Origin of the sequence: Paenibacillus sp. FSL H8-0259, assembly GCF_037963255.1 — a bacterium.
Lineage (GTDB): Bacteria > Bacillota > Bacilli > Paenibacillales > Paenibacillaceae > Paenibacillus_AQ > Paenibacillus_AQ phytohabitans.
Window position 1 is genome coordinate 768,462 of sequence record NZ_CP150147.1, and the last position, 16,535, is coordinate 784,996.

Below are 16,535 nucleotides of genomic sequence, written 5' to 3' on the forward strand. Positions count from 1 at the left end.
TGAAGAGATGAGTCCTGTAAGTCCTGATAACCGAAATGAACGGGAACCCTATGTAGTTACAAGCAAGGGACATACGGCGGCGGCAATTAATGCTGCAGCCAAAGCGGGGGAATGGATCAAGAGCAGACAAGGCCAGGTGAAGGAGCTGGGCAGCAAGACATCCGCCCAGGATCTGGTTACAGAGGTCGATAAAGGTGTGGAGCAAATGATCCGCCGGCTGATCCTGACCCATTATCCCGACCATGCCATCCTTGGGGAGGAAGGCATTCAGCCGGGAGCGGACGCGCTGACTGCCGCCCTGGATGAAGCGCGGGAGCATGAGTATTTGTGGATCGTTGATCCCATTGACGGGACTACCAATTTCGTACACGGCTTTCCTTTCTACTGTGTCTCAATAGCCCTCGTCGTTAAGGGGGAGCTGACAGTCGGTGTTATTTATGATCCGATCCGTGACGAAATGTTCGTTGCCGAGAAGGGCAAGGGTGCGTATATGCACGGGATTCCTACCGCCGTGTCAGCGGAGACGGAGCCTGGAAGCAGTCTGATTGCCATGGGCTTTCCGCCGGACCGGGTATTCGCCCAGCCTGCCAATATGGCCGGACTGCAGCAGATTCTGCCGCAGGTGCGCGGCGTTCGCGCCGGTGGCTCGGCAGCGCTGCACCTGGCATATGTTGCGGCAGGCCGGGTGGACGGCTACTGGGAAGTGGGCCTGAGTCCGTGGGACTGTGCGGCAGGCGTGCTGCTGGTGCTGGAATCCGGCGGGAAAGTCACTGATACCCAGGGCAATCCCTACGATATCAGTACACGCCATGTGGTGGCGAGTAATGGACGGATACATGATTATCTGGTGAACTCCCTGCAGGCAGCTGATGCCACGGGATTCAAGAAGCAGTAAGGAGGCGGCATTGCCATGAGTGACAATGATGATCTGGAGCGCAGACTGAGTGAGCTTTTGGAAGATGGCGAGATGGAGCCGGATGACCGGCAGGCCAAGGAAATCCGCCAGATTTCGCCCAAGTATGAGATCCGGATACAGACTACGCTTGATCCTATAGTTGAAGAAACGCGCCGATACCGCAAAATCGCTTACGAATTGGACAGCCGGTATGATAAATATGTGCAGCGTTCTGAACAAATCAGCGGCCCGTCTAGCGCGGGCGGCCATAAGAATTCTACAGAATCCGGCAGCGGAGAGCAGTAAGCCGCAGCAAGCCTCAGGAGCGGTTTTCCGAACAATCGGGAAACCGCTCTTTTGCGCAGCGTGGCTGGGTGTTAGAATGGAATTATACTAATTTAGGGGGAATACGATGCTGAAGACATGGAGAAGATTCATATCAGCCGGAACTAGCGGGCTGCTGCTGTTCGCTGTATTAATTAATGTGCATGCAGGCCCTGCCGGTGCCGCTGCAGCAGCCGTTACGACGGCCCCGGAGCAGGATGTCTTTCGCATCGTGGCACTTGGAGATTCCATTACTGCCGGATATGAGCCGGGGATGACTGATTCCAGTGTGAAGCCGTACGGATATGCCGAGAGATTACTGGAGCAGGGCTGGTATCATGGCAGAAGCACGTTAAGCAATTACGGTATATTAGGTCTGAAGACATCCGGATTGCTTCAGTATACCGCATCCATCAAAGACGGCATCGCAACTACGGCAGAGGCAATCCAGCCGGGGCTGCCTGATCCGCGCATCGCCCAGTTTGCCGCTATGACGCCGCAGATTAGAACGGAGCTTGCTGCAGCGGATTTGATTACGCTCACTATAGGCGGCAATGATGTCAGCAGTCTGTTTCTGAATGTTAAGACACTAACGGAGGCTGACTTCACAGCCCAGCTTGCGGAACGCCTCGCGGCGTACAGCAGCAATGTGAAATCGGCACTGGACAATATCCGGGCCGTGAATCCCCTGGCAACGATTCTGCTGGCCGATCAATATCAGCCTGCTCCCAGAATTGCCCTGGGTGCTTCGTATGACAAGCTGATGAGTGCCGCTGCACAGTTTACAGTAGCCGCCGAGAATATTGCAGCTACCCTGAACCAGGCGGGAGCACCTGTAAAGGTAGCCCATGTAGCCGCCAAGTTTGCCGGTGTAGAGGGATCGCTCACCCATATTATCGGGGCTGGAGCGGCAGACTTCCATCCGACGCAGCTGGGCTATGAACGGATCGCCACGGTGTTCGCAGAGCTGCAGTGGGGGGAATACCTTACTCCGGCAGCTGCAGTGATGACTTCTGCCTCCGCACCGATGTCAATTGTAGTGAATGGGACCACGCTTAACACTCCCAATAAGCCCATTCTGAAGAATGGACAGAATTTCCTGGCGCTGAAGGACATTCTGAATGCGGTAGGCGCAACTGGTAAATGGGATAACAAAACATCCAGCGCGACGATTATTTACGGCGGAAGAACCGTGGTAATTACGATTGGCTCGAAGACGATTAAGGTGAACGGAACGGATGTAGCGATTGATACCCCGGCATTCCTGCAAAAGGTCGGCAAAGAGGATAAAACGTACCTGCCGCTCGCCGCGCTCGCTGCCGGGCTTGGCTTCGATGTGAATTACAGCAGCAAGCTGCGGACAGCTTTCATTAATCCATAATCCAGCATAATATATCAATATTGCATAATAAAATCAGGCCCGTAAGGCAAAGGTGGATGAACGCAGTTGTCTAGTACAAAATATAATGCCGGATATATAATCACGATGGATGATATCGTGCGTGAAGGGGATCCCGTACTCCGTGCGGTAGCAGAACCCGTGCAGCTGCCGTTGCAGGAGGAAGACCGCGAGGCGCTGAAGTGTATGATGCAGTTCCTGAAGAACAGCCAGGATGCCGAAATGTCTGCCAAACATAAGCTCCGTTCAGGGGTAGGCTTATCCGCCAATCAGGTGGGGCTGAAGAAGCGGATGTTCGTGATGTGCCTGAAGGACGATAACGGCAAGAATGTAGAGTATACCTGGGTGAACCCCAAGATCATCAGCCATTCTCTGGCGATGGTGTATTTACCGGAGAGCGAAGGCTGCCTGTCCGTGGACCGGCCTGTACACGGCTTTGTGCCGCGGTATGAGACGGTGAAGGTTCGGGGATTTGATCTGAACGGTCAGGTAATTACCCAGAAATTCAAGGGTTATCAGGCGATCGTGATTCAGCATGAGATGGATCATCTGGACGGGATCATGTTCTATGACCGGATCAATCAGCAGAATCCGTTCAAGCTTCCGCAGGATGTGGAAATCCGCAGCCTGTATGAACAGAAGAGCAAGGGGTAATGATGGATATTCAAGGATTGCCGCTAACCCTTCTATATATAGGATTGGCACTTGTCATTGCGCTGGTTTTTGTCTACAGGATTAGAAAAGGTATATTCCACAAGCACATCATGGCGGAAGCGGCCATCGTTGTAAGTTATGTGGTTGTCGCTATTGCGGGAGGCAGTATGCCGCTCGCAGTAAGGCTGGTGACCCCGCTCGCGGTTGCTGCGCTGTTCATGTATGGACAGCGCAAGAGCGGCGGGAGCTGATCATTTCAATCTGAAATCGGGAGTGAAGCGGTTTGGAGTGGAACAGAATAGCCATAAGAGGCTTGCAGAATGTATACAACGATGAAGCGAAGCAGATTGATGAGCAGATTCTAAGATTAGTACAGCAGAGGAAGTCGGTCGCGGAAGGGAAACAGCTGTTTCCGGATCCGGAGATGATACAGCAATGGTCTGCTGAACTGGGGCTGGAGCTTTCGGAAATATCGCTTGTACTGGGCAGCTTGAATGAATCGGTGCCCAGACGCCACTTTTGGGAAGAGCCGGGTGAATTGCGCGGAGTGCTTCCGATCATGAAGACAACACGGGATGGGGATTTCGAATATGCTCTTACTCATTCCATGCAGTATGAGAACCTGAGTATTCTCTCGGTCGAGATCAAGTGCCTGACAGCGGCCGTAGAAAGCGTCAGCATCGAAGCCCCTCTTACACTCGCAATTTTGGGAGAGGCTGAATATGAGGTGCAGATGCATGGTGGCCGGGGCGGCGGTGCCCAGGTAGAGATGCGGTTTCTAATTTGGCCCCCGCTGCCGGAAGCGCTGGATTCCATTGAATTCTCACTGGTCCCTGACGGCAGAGGACTTAGACGTCCGCGCCATAAGGAAGTCACTCTGGACAAGCAGATTGATTTCTAAGGAACCTGCACGGTATATTGGGTGTGAAAAGAGGCTGGCCCCTTTGGGGCCAGCCTCTTTATCTAGAGTATATTAATGCTGTTGCTGCTCCGCTGCCATAGCCGCGAACGAGGCCTCTGCTGCCTCCAGCGTAATATCGATGTCGGCGTCCGTATGGGCAGTGGTCAGGAACCACGCTTCATATTTGGAAGGCGCCAGATTAATGCCGCGGTTCAGCATATGGCGGAAGAAGCTGGCGAACATTTCACCGTCGGTATCCTGCGCTTCATCGTAATTGGTAATCGGATGATTGCAGAAATGCGTAGAGAATGCACCGCGTATCCGGTTGATGGTCAGTGGAATGCCGTGCCGTCCGGCAGATTCCTGCAGCCCTTCAGTCAGGCGGATAGCGAGCCGTTCCATCTCGTCATACACACCCTCGGCACTCAGCACCTCAAGGCAGGCAATCCCTGCCGAGATCGAGGCTGGGTTACCAGCCATCGTTCCGGCCTGATATGCCGGACCCAGCGGAGCGACCTGCTCCATGACATGCTTACGTCCGCCGTAAGCGCCGATAGGCAGCCCGCCGCCGATGATTTTGCCCAGTGCAGTCAGATCGGGAATGATATCCTCATGGCCCGCAAGACCTGCATAGGTCTGGGTGGAGCCGTAATGGAAACGGAAAGCGGTGATGACCTCATCATAAATGACAAGCGAGCCGTTCTCATGCGTCAGCTTGCACAGGCCTTCGAGGAAACCGGGATGCGGCATGACCATGCCGAAGTTGCCGACAATCGGCTCGACCATAACGGCAGCCACATCTTCGCCCCACTGCTTAAGCGCCGCGCGTAGCCCGTCCAGATCATTGAAGGGTACAGTGATGACTTCCTGGGCGATGCTGGCCGGAACGCCTGCACTGTCCGGGATGCCCAGCGTAGACGGTCCAGAGCCTGCAGCTACAAGCACCAGGTCGGAGTGGCCATGGTAACAGCCGGCGAACTTGATGATCTTGCTGCGCTTCGTGTAGGCACGGGCCACGCGGATGGTCGTCATAACGGCTTCTGTACCAGAGTTGACGAAACGTACCTTGTCCATGGAGGGGATAGCTTCCTTCAGCATTTTGGCCAGCCTGATTTCAAGCTGGGTTGGCGTGCCATAGAGCAGTCCATTCTGTGCAGCCTCTGTAATGGCAGCGGTGATATGCGGGTGGGCATGTCCGGTAATGATCGGGCCATAGGCGGCCAGATAATCAATATATTCATTGCCGTCCTCGTCCCAGAAGCGGGAGCCTCCGGCGCGTTTCATGAATACGGGAGCGCCGCCGCCTACGGCCTTGAAGGAACGGGAGGGGCTGTTGACGCCTCCGACGATATGCTGCAGAGCTTCCTGGTATAAATGTTCTGATGTGCTGCGGTTCATGGAATAACATCCTTTCGTATGCCGGAGGCGCAAGGGAAAGGGCGAACTGGCGGTGTATCCCGCTGTCCGCCCGCCCCTGTGTGCCAAGCATGGTTATATTGTATTCTAGTTAGATCCCGGTGTAGCGGAAGGGCTGCTGCCCGGGGAAGCCTCTGCTTCAGGAGTCGGAGTAGGATCCGGCGCAGTGACTGTATCCTGCACGAACTGCTTCAGATCTTCATCACTGGTGAAGCCGATGACCTGGGAGCCATCCTTGGTGGTTTTCTCTCTGATCAGCTCCATCGGCGGGATTTGCGCACTGCCGCCCATGGAGCTGTCATAGCCGACGCTCCCCAGCTTCCACATATCACTTAAGGTAAGATTGGTATCAATATAAGGCGTAACCTCTGACAGAATCGTGGGCAGCTTAATAATAGAAGTGGTACTGATCACCTTGTCCGCCACGGCCTTGAGGAATCCGCGCTGGCGTTCCGTCCGGGTGAAATCGGAAGTGGCGTCATGGCGGAAGCGCACGTACTGCAGCGCCATATTGCCATCCAGGTGCTGGAAGCCTTTTTTGAGATCAATATCGAACTCAGGCCCGTCCGCCTTGGAAGTATAGTGCATGTCTTTCTCAACCTCATAGTCGACACCGCCAACGGCATCTACAAGCTTCATGAAGCCCTGGAAATCGGTATACACATAATATTGAATCGGGATGCCGAGCAGGTCGCTTACCGTCTGCATCGCCGTATTGGGTCCATAGGTAATTGCAGCATTGATCCGCTGTGTCCCGTGGTCAGGGATAGGGATATAAGTATCGCGAAGAATGGAGAAGACATAGAATTTTTTCTTGACCGGGTCTAATGAGGCAACCAGCATGGTATCCGAACGTGGGACCTCGCCTTTCTTCACTCCGCGCGCATCGACACCCATAAGCAGGATGTTCACAGGCTCTGTACCTTCCCATTCGGGGGGCTGAACAGTTTCCGCCGAGGCTGTTGGCACATTGGCAAACGGAGAATCTTCACCTGTCTTGTGCAGGTTGTCGAGCTGGTTGTAGATTGCGGTGAAATAATAAACCAGACCTCCGATAATTAGAAGGAGTATGATTGCCAGAGTCCAGAGCAACGTCTTCTTTTTTGATTTGCCGGCTTTTGCGTGCCGGTTCTTTCTTGGCGGCATTTCGTTCTTCCTTTCCGGTTCACATTCTCTACATTATAATTTCTTTTGGGAATACACGCAATTTCCGAATCATCAGCCATATCCATAAGGAGTGAACATTAAATGAATATCAAGCTTGGACAAGCGGTTCCGGACTTCACGCTCCCCGCTTCCACAGGGCAGGAAATCAGCTTAAGCCAGTATCGCGGCAGGAAAGTCCTGCTCTACTTCTATCCCAAGAATATGACACCCGCCTGCACGCAGGAAGCCTGCGATTTCCGTGATGCCCATGACAGGGTTACAGCCCATGGAGCGGTTCTGCTGGGAATCAGCCCCGATAATCTCGCCTCACACGGCAAATTTATCGCGAAGAACGGTTTGCCATTCCCCCTGCTGTCCGATGAGGAGCATAAGGTAAGCGAATTATTCGGAGTGTGGCAGCTGAAGAAGCTCTACGGCAAAGAATTTATGGGCATTGTGCGCTCCACCTTCCTGATTGACGAAGAAGGAATTCTGATCGCGGAATGGAGAAAAGTCCGGGTCAAGGGCCATGTGGAGGCCGCATTAGAACAAATCGTGAAATAATTAAGTATGCTAGGAGTTAATTGTATTTGTCTGTTACTTTTTTAACAGCTTTGGTCAGCCTCTCTCATGATATAGTTGCCTCATATTACTTCAAATTTGGAGCAAGGCATGGGGGATGGCATGAAAATACTGCGTATTGGGCTTGACGTCGGATCAACTACGGCCAAATTGGTTGTTATGCAGCGGGATACAATTATTTATCAAGATTATGTGCGTCATTTCAGCGATATAAAAAAAGCGGCGCTATCTCTCTTGTCCGATGTACAGGACCGGTTCCCGGATAGCGAAGCAGCACTCACTGTAAGCGGCTCCTCCGGTTTATCACTATCCAAACTGGGGGAGATTCCGTTTGTCCAGGAGGTCATTGCCTGCACCAAGGCGATCAGCGAACGGATTCCGCAGTGCGATACAGCGATTGAGCTTGGCGGGGAAGATGCCAAGATTATCTATCTCAGCGGCGGCATTGAGCAGCGGATGAATACCGCCTGTGCTGGCGGTACCGGAGCGTTCATCGATCAGATGGCCTCGCTGCTGCAGACCGATCCCGGCGGGCTCAATGAGCTTGCAGTGAAGCATGAACGGATCTATCCAATCGCTTCACGCTGCGGGGTATTTGCCAAGAGTGATGTGCAGCCGCTGCTTAATGAAGGAGCACGCCGCGAGGATGTGGCGGCCTCCATCTTCCAGAGCATTGTGAACCAGACGATCAGCGGACTTGCCTGCGGACGGCCGATCCGCGGCCGTGTGGCTTTTCTGGGCGGACCGCTGACGTTCTTGTCTGCACTCCGCGACCGTTTTGCGGATACGCTGGGACTTAAGGAAGGCGACATACTGTTCCCTGAGCATTCACAATATTTTGTAGCGATCGGTTCGGCGCTTGCGCAGTCGGATCCCCTGTTCCTGCCGCTGTCTAGCTGGATCTCGCGGATTGCTTCCGTGGACTTCTCGCTGGACCGTGCGGAGGATGCCGAACTGGCACCGCTGTTTGAGACTGCGGATGATCTGGCGCAGTTCAGACTCCGCCACGGCCAAGCGACAGCACCGCGTTCCGAGCTATCCGCCTATCGCGGACCTATTTATCTCGGCATTGATGCCGGCTCTACAACGACAAAGCTGGTGATTACCGGGTCGGCGGATGAGATTCTATACACTTCCTATGGAAGCAATAAAGGCAATCCGCTGCAGTCTGTTACGGATGCGCTGAAGGAAATCTACCGGATTCTGCCGGAGGGCTGCTACATCGCCGGAGCTTATGCTACCGGTTACGGCGAGGGATTGGTCAAGGCCGCACTGCGGACAGATGGCGGCGAAGTGGAGACGGTAGCGCATTATAAAGCGGCCTCCAAATTCATGCCGGAAGTAGACTTTATCCTCGATATCGGCGGCCAGGATATGAAGTGTATCAAGATCCGCGGCGGCGCTATCGACAGCCTGATGCTTAATGAAGCCTGCTCGGCAGGCTGCGGCTCCTTCCTGGAGAGCTTCGCTTCCGCGCTGGAGCTTGGCATTGAGGAGTTCGCGCAATCGGCGCTCGAATCCAGCAAGCCGGTGAATCTGGGATCACGCTGCACCGTGTTCATGAATTCCAAGGTGAAGCAGGTACAGAAGGAAGGCGCGTCTCTGGCCGATCTCTCGGCCGGACTTGCCTATTCAGTTATCAAGAATGCCCTGCAAAAGGTAATCAAAATCCGCAATCCTGAGGATTTGGGCCGCAACATTATTGTTCAGGGCGGCACTTTCTACAATGAAGCCGTACTGCGGGCCTTCGAGCAGCTGACCGGGAGAACCGTGGTCAGACCTGATATTGCCGGCGTTATGGGCGCCTACGGCTGTGCGCTGATTGCCAAAGAACAGGCTGGCCCGGAAGGGATTAGCACTATTCTGGGACCTGAAGAGCTGCAGACATTCCAATACTCAGTCTCTCCCGGCCGCTGCAGCCGCTGTGCCAATAACTGCGCGCTGACCATCAGCCGCTTCCCGGACAAGAGCTTCCACGTGACCGGGAACCGCTGCGAGCGCGGGGCAGGCGGCAAGAAAGAGAAGAATACGCTGCCGAATCTGATGCAGTATAAATATGAACGTTTCTTCGATTATGAGGGATTGCCTGAAGAAGCGGCGGTACGGGGCACGGTCGGAATTCCACGGACGATGAATATGTTCGAGAATTATCCGTTCTGGCATACCTTCTTCACCTCTCTGCGCTACCGGACTGTACTGTCGCCGAAGTCCACCAAGAAGCTGTATGAGAGCGGAATGGATACCATTCCGTCGGAATCCATCTGTTATCCAGCCAAAATGGCTCACGGGCATGTGCAGAGTCTGATCGGCAAAGGCGTCGACTTCATCTTCTATCCTGCGGTTGTCTTTGAGAAGAAGGAGGATGAAGCCGCCCAGAATCATTTCAATTGCCCGGTGGTTGCCTCTTATCCAGAGGTAATCCGCAACAATATGGATGGGTTGAAGGAGCAGGGGGTTCCTCTAGTCAGTCCGTTCCTGACCTTCGATGATATTCCGGCGCTGACGCGGGTGCTGGTGAAGACCTTTGCCGATGTTCCCAAGGAGGAGATCGCTGCAGCTGTACAGGCGGGACTTGCGGAAGCCGATCAGGCGAAGAATGATGTGCGTACGAAGGGTGAAGAAACGCTGGTCTTCCTTACGGAGACAGGGACGAAGGGGATTCTGCTCTGCGGACATCCGTACCACGCTGATCCGGAGATCAACCACGGTATTGCCGATATGATCACCGGCATGGGTCTTGCGGTGCTGACCGAGGATTCGGTCTGCCATCTGGACCACAGTGAAGGAGACGTAGGCGTAGTCAACCAATGGACCTACCATGCGCGGATGTACCGTGCGGCCCGGCTGGCTGCGGGAAGAAACGATCTGGAGCTTGTCCAGCTGACTTCCTTTGGCTGTGGTATTGATGCGATCACCTGCGATGCCGTTCAGGAGATTATGGAACGCCACAATAAGGTCTATACGCTGATTAAGATTGATGAGATCAGTAATCTGGGGGCCGCACGTATCCGTCTGCGTTCCCTGCTGGCAGCTATGCGTGAGCGGGAGCAGGGGGATGTGCAGCCTCAGCTGCTGTACAAGACGCAGGCAAATGTGCCGTTCACGAAGGAAATGAAGGAAACCTATACCATTCTGGCTCCGCAGATGTCACCGATCCATTTCGAGCTGTTTGAACGGGTGTTCCAGGATGCAGGCTATCGTCTGAAGATCCTGGAATCAACCGGACCGCAGGAGACCGAGGAAGGTCTAAGGTACGTGAACAATGATGCCTGTTATCCGGCGATTGTAACCATCGGGCAGATGCTGTCCGCGCTGAAGAGCGGGGAATACGATCCGGACCGGACTGCCGTAATCATGTCACAGACCGGCGGCGGCTGCCGGGCGACCAATTACATCTCCCTGCTGCGCAAGGCACTGAAGGATTCGAATCTGGGGCAGATTCCGGTTATTTCACTGAATGCATCCGGCATGGAGAATCAGCCAGGCTTCCGGATCAGCCTGAAGCTGGCGAACCGCCTGATTGCTGCGGCCTGCTACGGTGATCTGATGATGCGTCTTCTGCACCGCTTCAGACCGTATGAGACTGTTCCGGGAAGCGCCGGAGCCTTATTCCGCAGCGGTATGGAGCGCTGCAAAAAAAGCCTGTCGAACTTCTCGTTCCGTGAGTACAAGCGGCTATGCCGTGAGATCGTCGCTGAGTTCTCCCGGCTCGCGGTTAACCCGGCAGTGAAGCCGAAGGTGGGCATTGTCGGTGAAATACTGATCAAATTCCATCCGGACGCCAATAACCGCATTATCGATATGATTGAGGCAGAAGGCGGAGAGGCTGTAATGCCGGATTTCCTGGACTTCATTTTCTATTGTGTCTATAATCCGATCTACAAAGCCGAGCAATTCGGCAAAAGCAAACGGCTGGGATATATTAATCCCATGCTGATCTCGTATCTGGAGATTTACCGCAAGCCGGTCAAAGTGGCGCTGGAGCAAGCGGGACTGGCCAAAGGCCGGGAGAATATTTATGGGCTGGCCGAGAAAGCAAGCCGTCTGGTCTCTGTAGGCAACCAGATGGGCGAAGGCTGGTTCCTGACAGCGGAGATGATGGATCTGCTCGATAATGGCGTGAACAATATCGCCTGTATTCAGCCATTTGCCTGCCTGCCGAATCATATTACCGGCCGGGGCATGATTAAAGGACTGAAGGAGCTGTATCCGGGCGCGAATATCGTTGCCATCGACTATGATGCCGGGGTCAGCGTCGTGAATCAGGCTAACCGGATCAAGCTGATGATGTCAATTGCCAGCGGATTGGAGAGCGGCAAACAACCGTCAGCAGAGGAAATCGCACGGCTGCAGCCTACTTTAACTGGCACTGTGGGCTGCGGGATATAAGCCCAGTGATGCTGTAAAGCCCTGCATATGCCAAAGAGCGGACCGGATTAATCTCCGGCCCGCTCTTTTTAGATTCATCCGCTTTCTGTGGTGGAACTCCCGTAACTCTTCATAAATTCCTGCCCATAATACAACAATTCCCTCCTCCTATCGGCTCAAAACCAGAATTGTTGTATAAAAGGCAGCATTTCACCTTTTTCAAGCAGCTCAGCAGGAATATTCTTGCATTTCATACAACAATCCTCCCGATCACCCCGTAATCCATGAATCAAAGTTGCAAAACGTACAACATTTATGTCTACAGAGCTTCCTAAGAGGTCTCCATTCTGCCGCTAAAGAATCAAGTGTAAGGCATTGAGCATTGACGTATTCCGCCAGTCCGCAGCGACTGACCGGAATTTGAATGGTTGTTGCCTTAAGTGCGGTTAATATAGCTCACTTCTGCAGCTTCTGCTTCACGCACATCGCTTTGTTAAGATGGACGAAATTATGCCGTGTGGCAGGCATCAGCACCAGTCCGGCAAGGGTCTTGCCGCCCCAGTAATCGAGTAGCCACTGCTCGGTTTCCAGGACGGCTTTTTCCTCCAGCACCCTGCTGAACTGCGCCGGAGTGGCTTTGCGCCCGAATTGCCCCGGCTGCACAGCGGAAATGATGGAGCGTGTTCTGATTGCTACAGCACGCCGGTATGCCGCTAATGCCCCGATATTCACCTCTGCACTGAATGCAGCCACTTCCTGATCACTCATTCCATTACCGGAGTGGATGAAAGGGGTCTGCAGGCTCTCTGCATAGTGCTCTGAATGAAGTACCTGCGCACGGTCTGCACCAAGGATGTTCATGGTGATGTCCTCGATCCGCGCGCTGTGCCATATATGCCAGACTATAGAATTACGGCTGCCGGGCGTATGAACAGGATAGCTGCGCAAAGTAGACTCTAACAGATTGTTCCATAAGGAATCCTCGAAACTAGGCTGTTCCCCGCTGCTTATGTCTACAGCATACAGGGCTGAATGCAGCCTCAGGAATAAAGCGGCAGCTTCAGCATGCGCTTCAGGCTTTACGATGATCCCCGACAAAAGCTTATGGTCCCCGCTCCAGCTCTTACGTTGTTGCTCCAGACTCATTTGTTTTTCCCGCTTTCCGTGTAATTCATATTTTGGACCCGGGAAGTCCACAATAAACGCAAACTTTTGCCGGTGGCATCCCGGTAGGAGTGAAAGAATAATTACTTTTTCAGAAAATTTCTGCAAGTTATTGACGAATAAATAGGTAAATAGTAAAATAGTTCGTATGCGAAGTATTATTTCATATTGGGCGATTGGAGGGATTGAGGTTGGAGGAAAAGGAAAAGCAATTGGACGATATTCTGTCCTCTTTCCGCTGCATCAACCATAATTTCCAGCAGCTTTTGTGGAAGGACGCAGAAGAGCTGAAGATTACATCCACCCAGCTAATGGTATTGCGTAAGTTATCGGCACATCCCGATATCGGTATCACTGAGCTTGCAGATCTGCTGCATCTTGGCAACAGCGCGGCAAGCGGAGTGGTAGACCGGATGGTGAAGGCTGGACTGATTACCAGAGAACGCTCGCAGAGCGACAGACGTATATTTAAGCTGGCGATGACCGATAAGGGCAAGGAGATCCGGGAGTTAAGCAAACAGTCTCTGCGCAGGTATCTGCAGCCACTGGCTAATATACCTGCTGAGGATGCCGGAGAATTGCTGCGGTTGCATGGTGAAATCATCAAAATTCTAGAACAAGGGAGAGACAAAAAGAAGCTATGAGTACAATTACTGCAGACACTGCATCGTCTAAAGCGATCCGCAGAGGTCCGATTATCGCAGCGCTCCTGATCGGCGCCTTCGTGGCGCTGCTGAATCAGACACTGATGAATGTGGCGCTGCCCAAAATGATGGAGGACCTGAAGATCGCCGCCAATACGGCACAATGGCTGACTACAGGGTTCATGCTGGTTAATGGTGTACTGGTGCCGATCAGTGCTTATCTGGTAGAGAAATTTACGACCCGCCAGCTCTTTACGACGGCGATGATGCTATTTTCCATAGGTACACTGGTTTGTGCAATAGGATCAGGCTTTGAAATGATTATGGTCGGCAGAGTTATCCAGGCGGTAGGTGCCGGGATTCTGATGCCGCTGATGAACATTGTGTTCCTGCGCATCTTCCCGATTGAAGAACGCGGCAAGGCCATGGGACTTATGGCGGTTGCGATGATTTTTGCTCCGGCAGTCGGACCAACCTTGTCCGGTTGGGTGGTTCAGAACTACTCCTGGCGCGTGCTGTTCTACATCGTGCTTCCCCTGGCGATCTTCTCGATGCTGCTTGGCATGAAGACGATGCAGAATGTAGGCAAACTGACTTCTCCGAAGCTGGATAAGCCGGGTGTGGTTCTTTCGACCCTGGGCTTTGGCGGCTTGCTGTATGGCTTCAGTGACGCCGGAACGGACGGCTGGGGCAGCACCACAGTTATCCTCTGTCTGATCCTGGGTATTGTCTCCCTGGGGCTGTTCGTATGGCGTGAGCTTACAGCGGATAAGCCGCTGCTTGAATTCCGCATTTTCCGCTACAACATGTATTCACTCACTACGGTAATTAACATTATTGTGACTATGGCTATGTACGCAGGTATGATCCTGCTGCCGATTTATCTGCAGACGATCCGCGGATTTACACCTATGGAATCCGGACTGATGCTGCTGCCGGGTGCGATCCTGATGGGTATTATGTCTCCGATTACCGGAATTATATTTGATAAAATCGGCGCAAGATGGCTGGCGGTTATCGGCCTTGCCATCACAGCCATTACGACCTGGGAATTCAGCCAGATCAGTGACAGTACAACCTATACACATCTGATCCTGACTTATACTGCGCGGATGTTCGGGATGTCCATGCTGATGATGCCCATTGTAACTGCCGGTCTGAATCAGCTGCCGCAGCGTTTGGCTTCGCACGGTACGGCAATGTCCAACACCCTGCGGACCGTAGGCGGTGCACTGGGTATGGCACTGTTCGTCAGCCTGATGACCAACCGTACGAAGAGCAACATTACCGATGCACTGACAAGCGGTGCGGTATCGCAGACTGATAAGGCGGCGATGCTTAAGCTTACGCAGGAAGCAACAATTAACGGGATTACCCATGCGTTCACTGTAGCTACCTGGGTGACAGTTCTTGCCCTGGTGCTGGCGTTGTTCATCAGAAAGACTTCCCCGCAGCCGGATTTCCTGAAGACGGAAGAAGAGGATGCAGTACAGCCGCAGCCTAACAAGGTGAAATCGCAAAGAGCTTAGTTGTATGAACAGGCTATAATTTCAACAAAGGGACTATCCGCAAAGCCGTACGGTTTTGCCGGGTAGTCCTTTTGTTGTCCGTTTACAGCCTCAGCTAATCCCGGCTCCCTTGCTCCAGCGCTTCAGCTGCGGAAGGGAATACCCCAGCATCTGGCGGGCGGCAGCTTCATCCATCCCTTCCTCCACCAAGTAACCGGCACAGAGATCGGTCATCTCCTGCAGAGTGATATCCGGCTGCTTGAATTCACCATGCTCATAACAGTAGATGCAATACTCCTCCGTTTTGTTGCCTTCCTTGCCGCTGCCCTGCAGCTCAGTTTCGTTAACCGGCATTCCGCAGCTTTGGCAGAACAAGCCCTCCGTTTGTTTCGTTGACGCCGTTTCCATATTGCACACTCCTCAGGGTTCTGGTTCAGGCGGTGTTTGCCGCCTCTTCCTGTCCAGTATAAGCCGGCAAACCTGACAGCATAGATTCAGGTTCATGTGCGGGTTATGGAAAAAAGATACTATCCCCTTCTTTGTTCAGCAGGGAGTGCTGGCTGCGGGAGGCTGGAGGCGTATTTGGCAGCAACGCCTCCGGCCAGCTCGCCTATTCTCCGGCGGATATGTTCCGGCCCAAGCACCTCCAGTACGGTTCCGAAGCTTAGCAGGAAACCGAACAGCCAATCATTCTCAGGATAATGGACGGTGAGGGTGTACCCGCCGCGGTCATCCTGCTGCAGCTCCTCGGAGTCGAAATACTCTTCCGCAAGATGCCTGCCTTCCGGTGCGAATTGCAGCCGGATCGGCTGGATATTCTGCGGTTCTTTCCAGCCGTCCGTCCAGGGCAGCTCCTTCAGCGGAATATCCTGGCGGGTATAGTGCCGCTTCTCCTTCACCAGCGCTTTCATCCGCAGCAGCTTGAAGAGCCGGAAATCCCGGCGTTCTGTGCAGAAACCGTATAAGTACCAGCTTTGTCCTTTGAGTACAAGGGTGTAGGGTTCAACGGTACGCGTACTTGCCCGGCCTTCGGCCGAGATGTATTCGAAGGAGATGACTGTATTTTCCTCCAGCGCCTCTTTAAGAAGGCTGATCCGCTCCTCCAAAGGGCCCATCAGTCCCCAAGGGGAGAGATCAACGATCATCTGGGTGGTTTTGCTGCGGAAGGCAGCTGTCTGGGAAGGGGGGATCACACTGCTGATTTTCTCCATTAACAGCTGGTGCCCTTCACCGCCATAAGAGGAGACGCTTTGCAGTGCGCCGAAGATATCGGCCAGCTCACGCTCGGATAGAACATTACGGTCCAGCCGGTAGCCTTGCATGAGGCCGATACCGCCCCCGGCCCCCTGATACGTGACGACAGGAATACCTGCGGTATTAATGCTGTCTATATCGCGGTAGATAGTGCGTACGGAGACTTCGAACATATCGGCCAGCTCCTTGGCCTGAATCAGCGGCCGGTTCAGCAGCAGAATGACAATGGAGAGGAGACGGTCTATTTTCACAGAAATGCACCCGCTTTCTTTCAGGTTAA

15 protein-coding genes are annotated in these 16,535 nt (G+C 53.4%); 10 read left to right on the forward strand and 5 right to left on the reverse strand.

Features of this window, described 5'->3' with window-relative positions; translation table 11 throughout:
• Positions 1 to 7 precede the first annotated feature (7 nt).
• From NSU01_RS03340 to NSU01_RS03365, 6 genes are all read left to right on the forward strand, one after another.
• The gene (locus tag NSU01_RS03340) at positions 8 to 895 is read left to right on the forward strand and encodes an inositol monophosphatase family protein (protein WP_076246272.1); all 888 of its coding nucleotides are present in this window, start codon (positions 8 to 10) and stop codon (positions 893 to 895) included.
• A gap of 15 nt (positions 896 to 910) precedes the next feature.
• Positions 911 to 1,201, forward strand: a complete 291-nt coding sequence (locus NSU01_RS03345; protein WP_042133348.1) for a hypothetical protein — start codon at positions 911 to 913, stop codon at positions 1,199 to 1,201.
• A gap of 106 nt (positions 1,202 to 1,307) precedes the next feature.
• On the forward strand, positions 1,308 to 2,600 hold the full coding sequence (locus NSU01_RS03350; protein WP_076246275.1) for a stalk domain-containing protein: 1,293 nt from the start codon (positions 1,308 to 1,310) through the stop codon (positions 2,598 to 2,600).
• Between the two features lie 105 nt (positions 2,601 to 2,705).
• Positions 2,706 to 3,272, forward strand: coding sequence for a peptide deformylase (def, locus tag NSU01_RS03355; RefSeq protein WP_042140716.1), 567 nt, complete (start codon positions 2,706 to 2,708; stop codon positions 3,270 to 3,272).
• A complete protein-coding gene (locus tag NSU01_RS03360) occupies positions 3,272 to 3,523 on the forward strand; it encodes a hypothetical protein (RefSeq protein WP_076246277.1) in 252 nt (83 codons plus the stop codon). Before def ends, NSU01_RS03360 begins: the two co-directional genes overlap by 1 nt.
• Before the next feature lie 32 nt (positions 3,524 to 3,555).
• Positions 3,556 to 4,173 (forward strand): hypothetical protein, encoded by a 618-nt coding sequence (locus NSU01_RS03365; protein ID WP_076246279.1) that lies wholly within the window; start codon positions 3,556 to 3,558, stop codon positions 4,171 to 4,173.
• Between the two features lie 72 nt (positions 4,174 to 4,245).
• Here NSU01_RS03365 and NSU01_RS03370 read toward each other — a convergent pair whose 3' ends face one another.
• Positions 4,246 to 5,571, reverse strand: coding sequence for a glutamate-1-semialdehyde 2,1-aminomutase (locus tag NSU01_RS03370; RefSeq protein ID WP_076246282.1), 1,326 nt, complete (start codon positions 5,569 to 5,571; stop codon positions 4,246 to 4,248).
• 105 nt (positions 5,572 to 5,676) lie between these two features.
• A complete protein-coding gene (locus NSU01_RS03375) occupies positions 5,677 to 6,735 on the reverse strand; it encodes an LCP family protein (protein WP_042133356.1) in 1,059 nt (352 codons plus the stop codon).
• Positions 6,736 to 6,837: 102 nt separating this feature from the next.
• Here NSU01_RS03375 and bcp point away from each other — a divergent pair, with 102 nt between their 5' ends.
• Both bcp and NSU01_RS03385 read left to right on the forward strand, forming a co-directional pair.
• Positions 6,838 to 7,299, forward strand: a complete 462-nt coding sequence (gene bcp, locus NSU01_RS03380; RefSeq protein WP_076246284.1) for a thioredoxin-dependent thiol peroxidase — start codon at positions 6,838 to 6,840, stop codon at positions 7,297 to 7,299.
• 120 nt (positions 7,300 to 7,419) lie between these two features.
• Positions 7,420 to 11,706, forward strand: coding sequence for a 2-hydroxyacyl-CoA dehydratase (locus NSU01_RS03385; protein WP_076246345.1), 4,287 nt, complete (start codon positions 7,420 to 7,422; stop codon positions 11,704 to 11,706).
• A 435-nt stretch (positions 11,707 to 12,141) separates the two neighbouring features.
• Here NSU01_RS03385 and NSU01_RS03390 read toward each other — a convergent pair whose 3' ends face one another.
• The gene (locus NSU01_RS03390; RefSeq protein WP_076246287.1) at positions 12,142 to 12,831 is read right to left on the reverse strand and encodes a hypothetical protein; all 690 of its coding nucleotides are present in this window, start codon (positions 12,829 to 12,831) and stop codon (positions 12,142 to 12,144) included.
• 209 nt (positions 12,832 to 13,040) lie between these two features.
• Between NSU01_RS03390 and NSU01_RS03395 the strand changes: the two genes are divergently transcribed.
• Entirely contained in the window at positions 13,041 to 13,493 is a 453-nt protein-coding gene (locus tag NSU01_RS03395) for a MarR family transcriptional regulator (RefSeq protein ID WP_039310060.1), read from the forward strand.
• On the forward strand, positions 13,490 to 15,022 hold the full coding sequence (locus tag NSU01_RS03400) for a DHA2 family efflux MFS transporter permease subunit (RefSeq protein WP_076246289.1): 1,533 nt from the start codon (positions 13,490 to 13,492) through the stop codon (positions 15,020 to 15,022). Before NSU01_RS03395 ends, NSU01_RS03400 begins: the two co-directional genes overlap by 4 nt.
• Positions 15,023 to 15,112: 90 nt before the next feature.
• Here the strand turns inward: NSU01_RS03400 and NSU01_RS03405 are convergent, their stop codons facing one another.
• Together NSU01_RS03405 and NSU01_RS03410 are read right to left on the reverse strand one after the other, a co-directional pair.
• Entirely contained in the window at positions 15,113 to 15,409 is a 297-nt protein-coding gene (locus NSU01_RS03405) for a zinc ribbon domain-containing protein (protein ID WP_076246291.1), read from the reverse strand.
• 119 nt (positions 15,410 to 15,528) lie between these two features.
• Entirely contained in the window at positions 15,529 to 16,506 is a 978-nt protein-coding gene (locus tag NSU01_RS03410; protein ID WP_076246294.1) for a YafY family protein, read from the reverse strand.
• Between the last annotated feature and the right edge of the window lie 29 nt (positions 16,507 to 16,535).

Coding starts and splice junctions, on each gene's coding strand:
- NSU01_RS03370 (WP_076246282.1), bottom strand. CDS start 5,571: ATGAACCGCAGCACATCAGAACATTTATACCAGGAAGCTCTGCAGCAT.
- NSU01_RS03340 (WP_076246272.1), top strand. CDS start 8: ATGAGTCCTGTAAGTCCTGATAACCGAAATGAACGGGAACCCTATGTA.
- def (WP_042140716.1), top strand. CDS start 2,706: ATGGATGATATCGTGCGTGAAGGGGATCCCGTACTCCGTGCGGTAGCA.
- NSU01_RS03385 (WP_076246345.1), top strand. CDS start 7,420: ATGAAAATACTGCGTATTGGGCTTGACGTCGGATCAACTACGGCCAAA.
- NSU01_RS03375 (WP_042133356.1), bottom strand. CDS start 6,735: ATGCCGCCAAGAAAGAACCGGCACGCAAAAGCCGGCAAATCAAAAAAG.
- bcp (WP_076246284.1), top strand. CDS start 6,838: ATGAATATCAAGCTTGGACAAGCGGTTCCGGACTTCACGCTCCCCGCT.
- NSU01_RS03405 (WP_076246291.1), bottom strand. CDS start 15,409: ATGGAAACGGCGTCAACGAAACAAACGGAGGGCTTGTTCTGCCAAAGC.
- NSU01_RS03400 (WP_076246289.1), top strand. CDS start 13,490: ATGAGTACAATTACTGCAGACACTGCATCGTCTAAAGCGATCCGCAGA.
- NSU01_RS03360 (WP_076246277.1), top strand. CDS start 3,272: ATGATGGATATTCAAGGATTGCCGCTAACCCTTCTATATATAGGATTG.
- NSU01_RS03350 (WP_076246275.1), top strand. CDS start 1,308: ATGCTGAAGACATGGAGAAGATTCATATCAGCCGGAACTAGCGGGCTG.
- NSU01_RS03390 (WP_076246287.1), bottom strand. CDS start 12,831: ATGAGTCTGGAGCAACAACGTAAGAGCTGGAGCGGGGACCATAAGCTT.
- NSU01_RS03345 (WP_042133348.1), top strand. CDS start 911: ATGAGTGACAATGATGATCTGGAGCGCAGACTGAGTGAGCTTTTGGAA.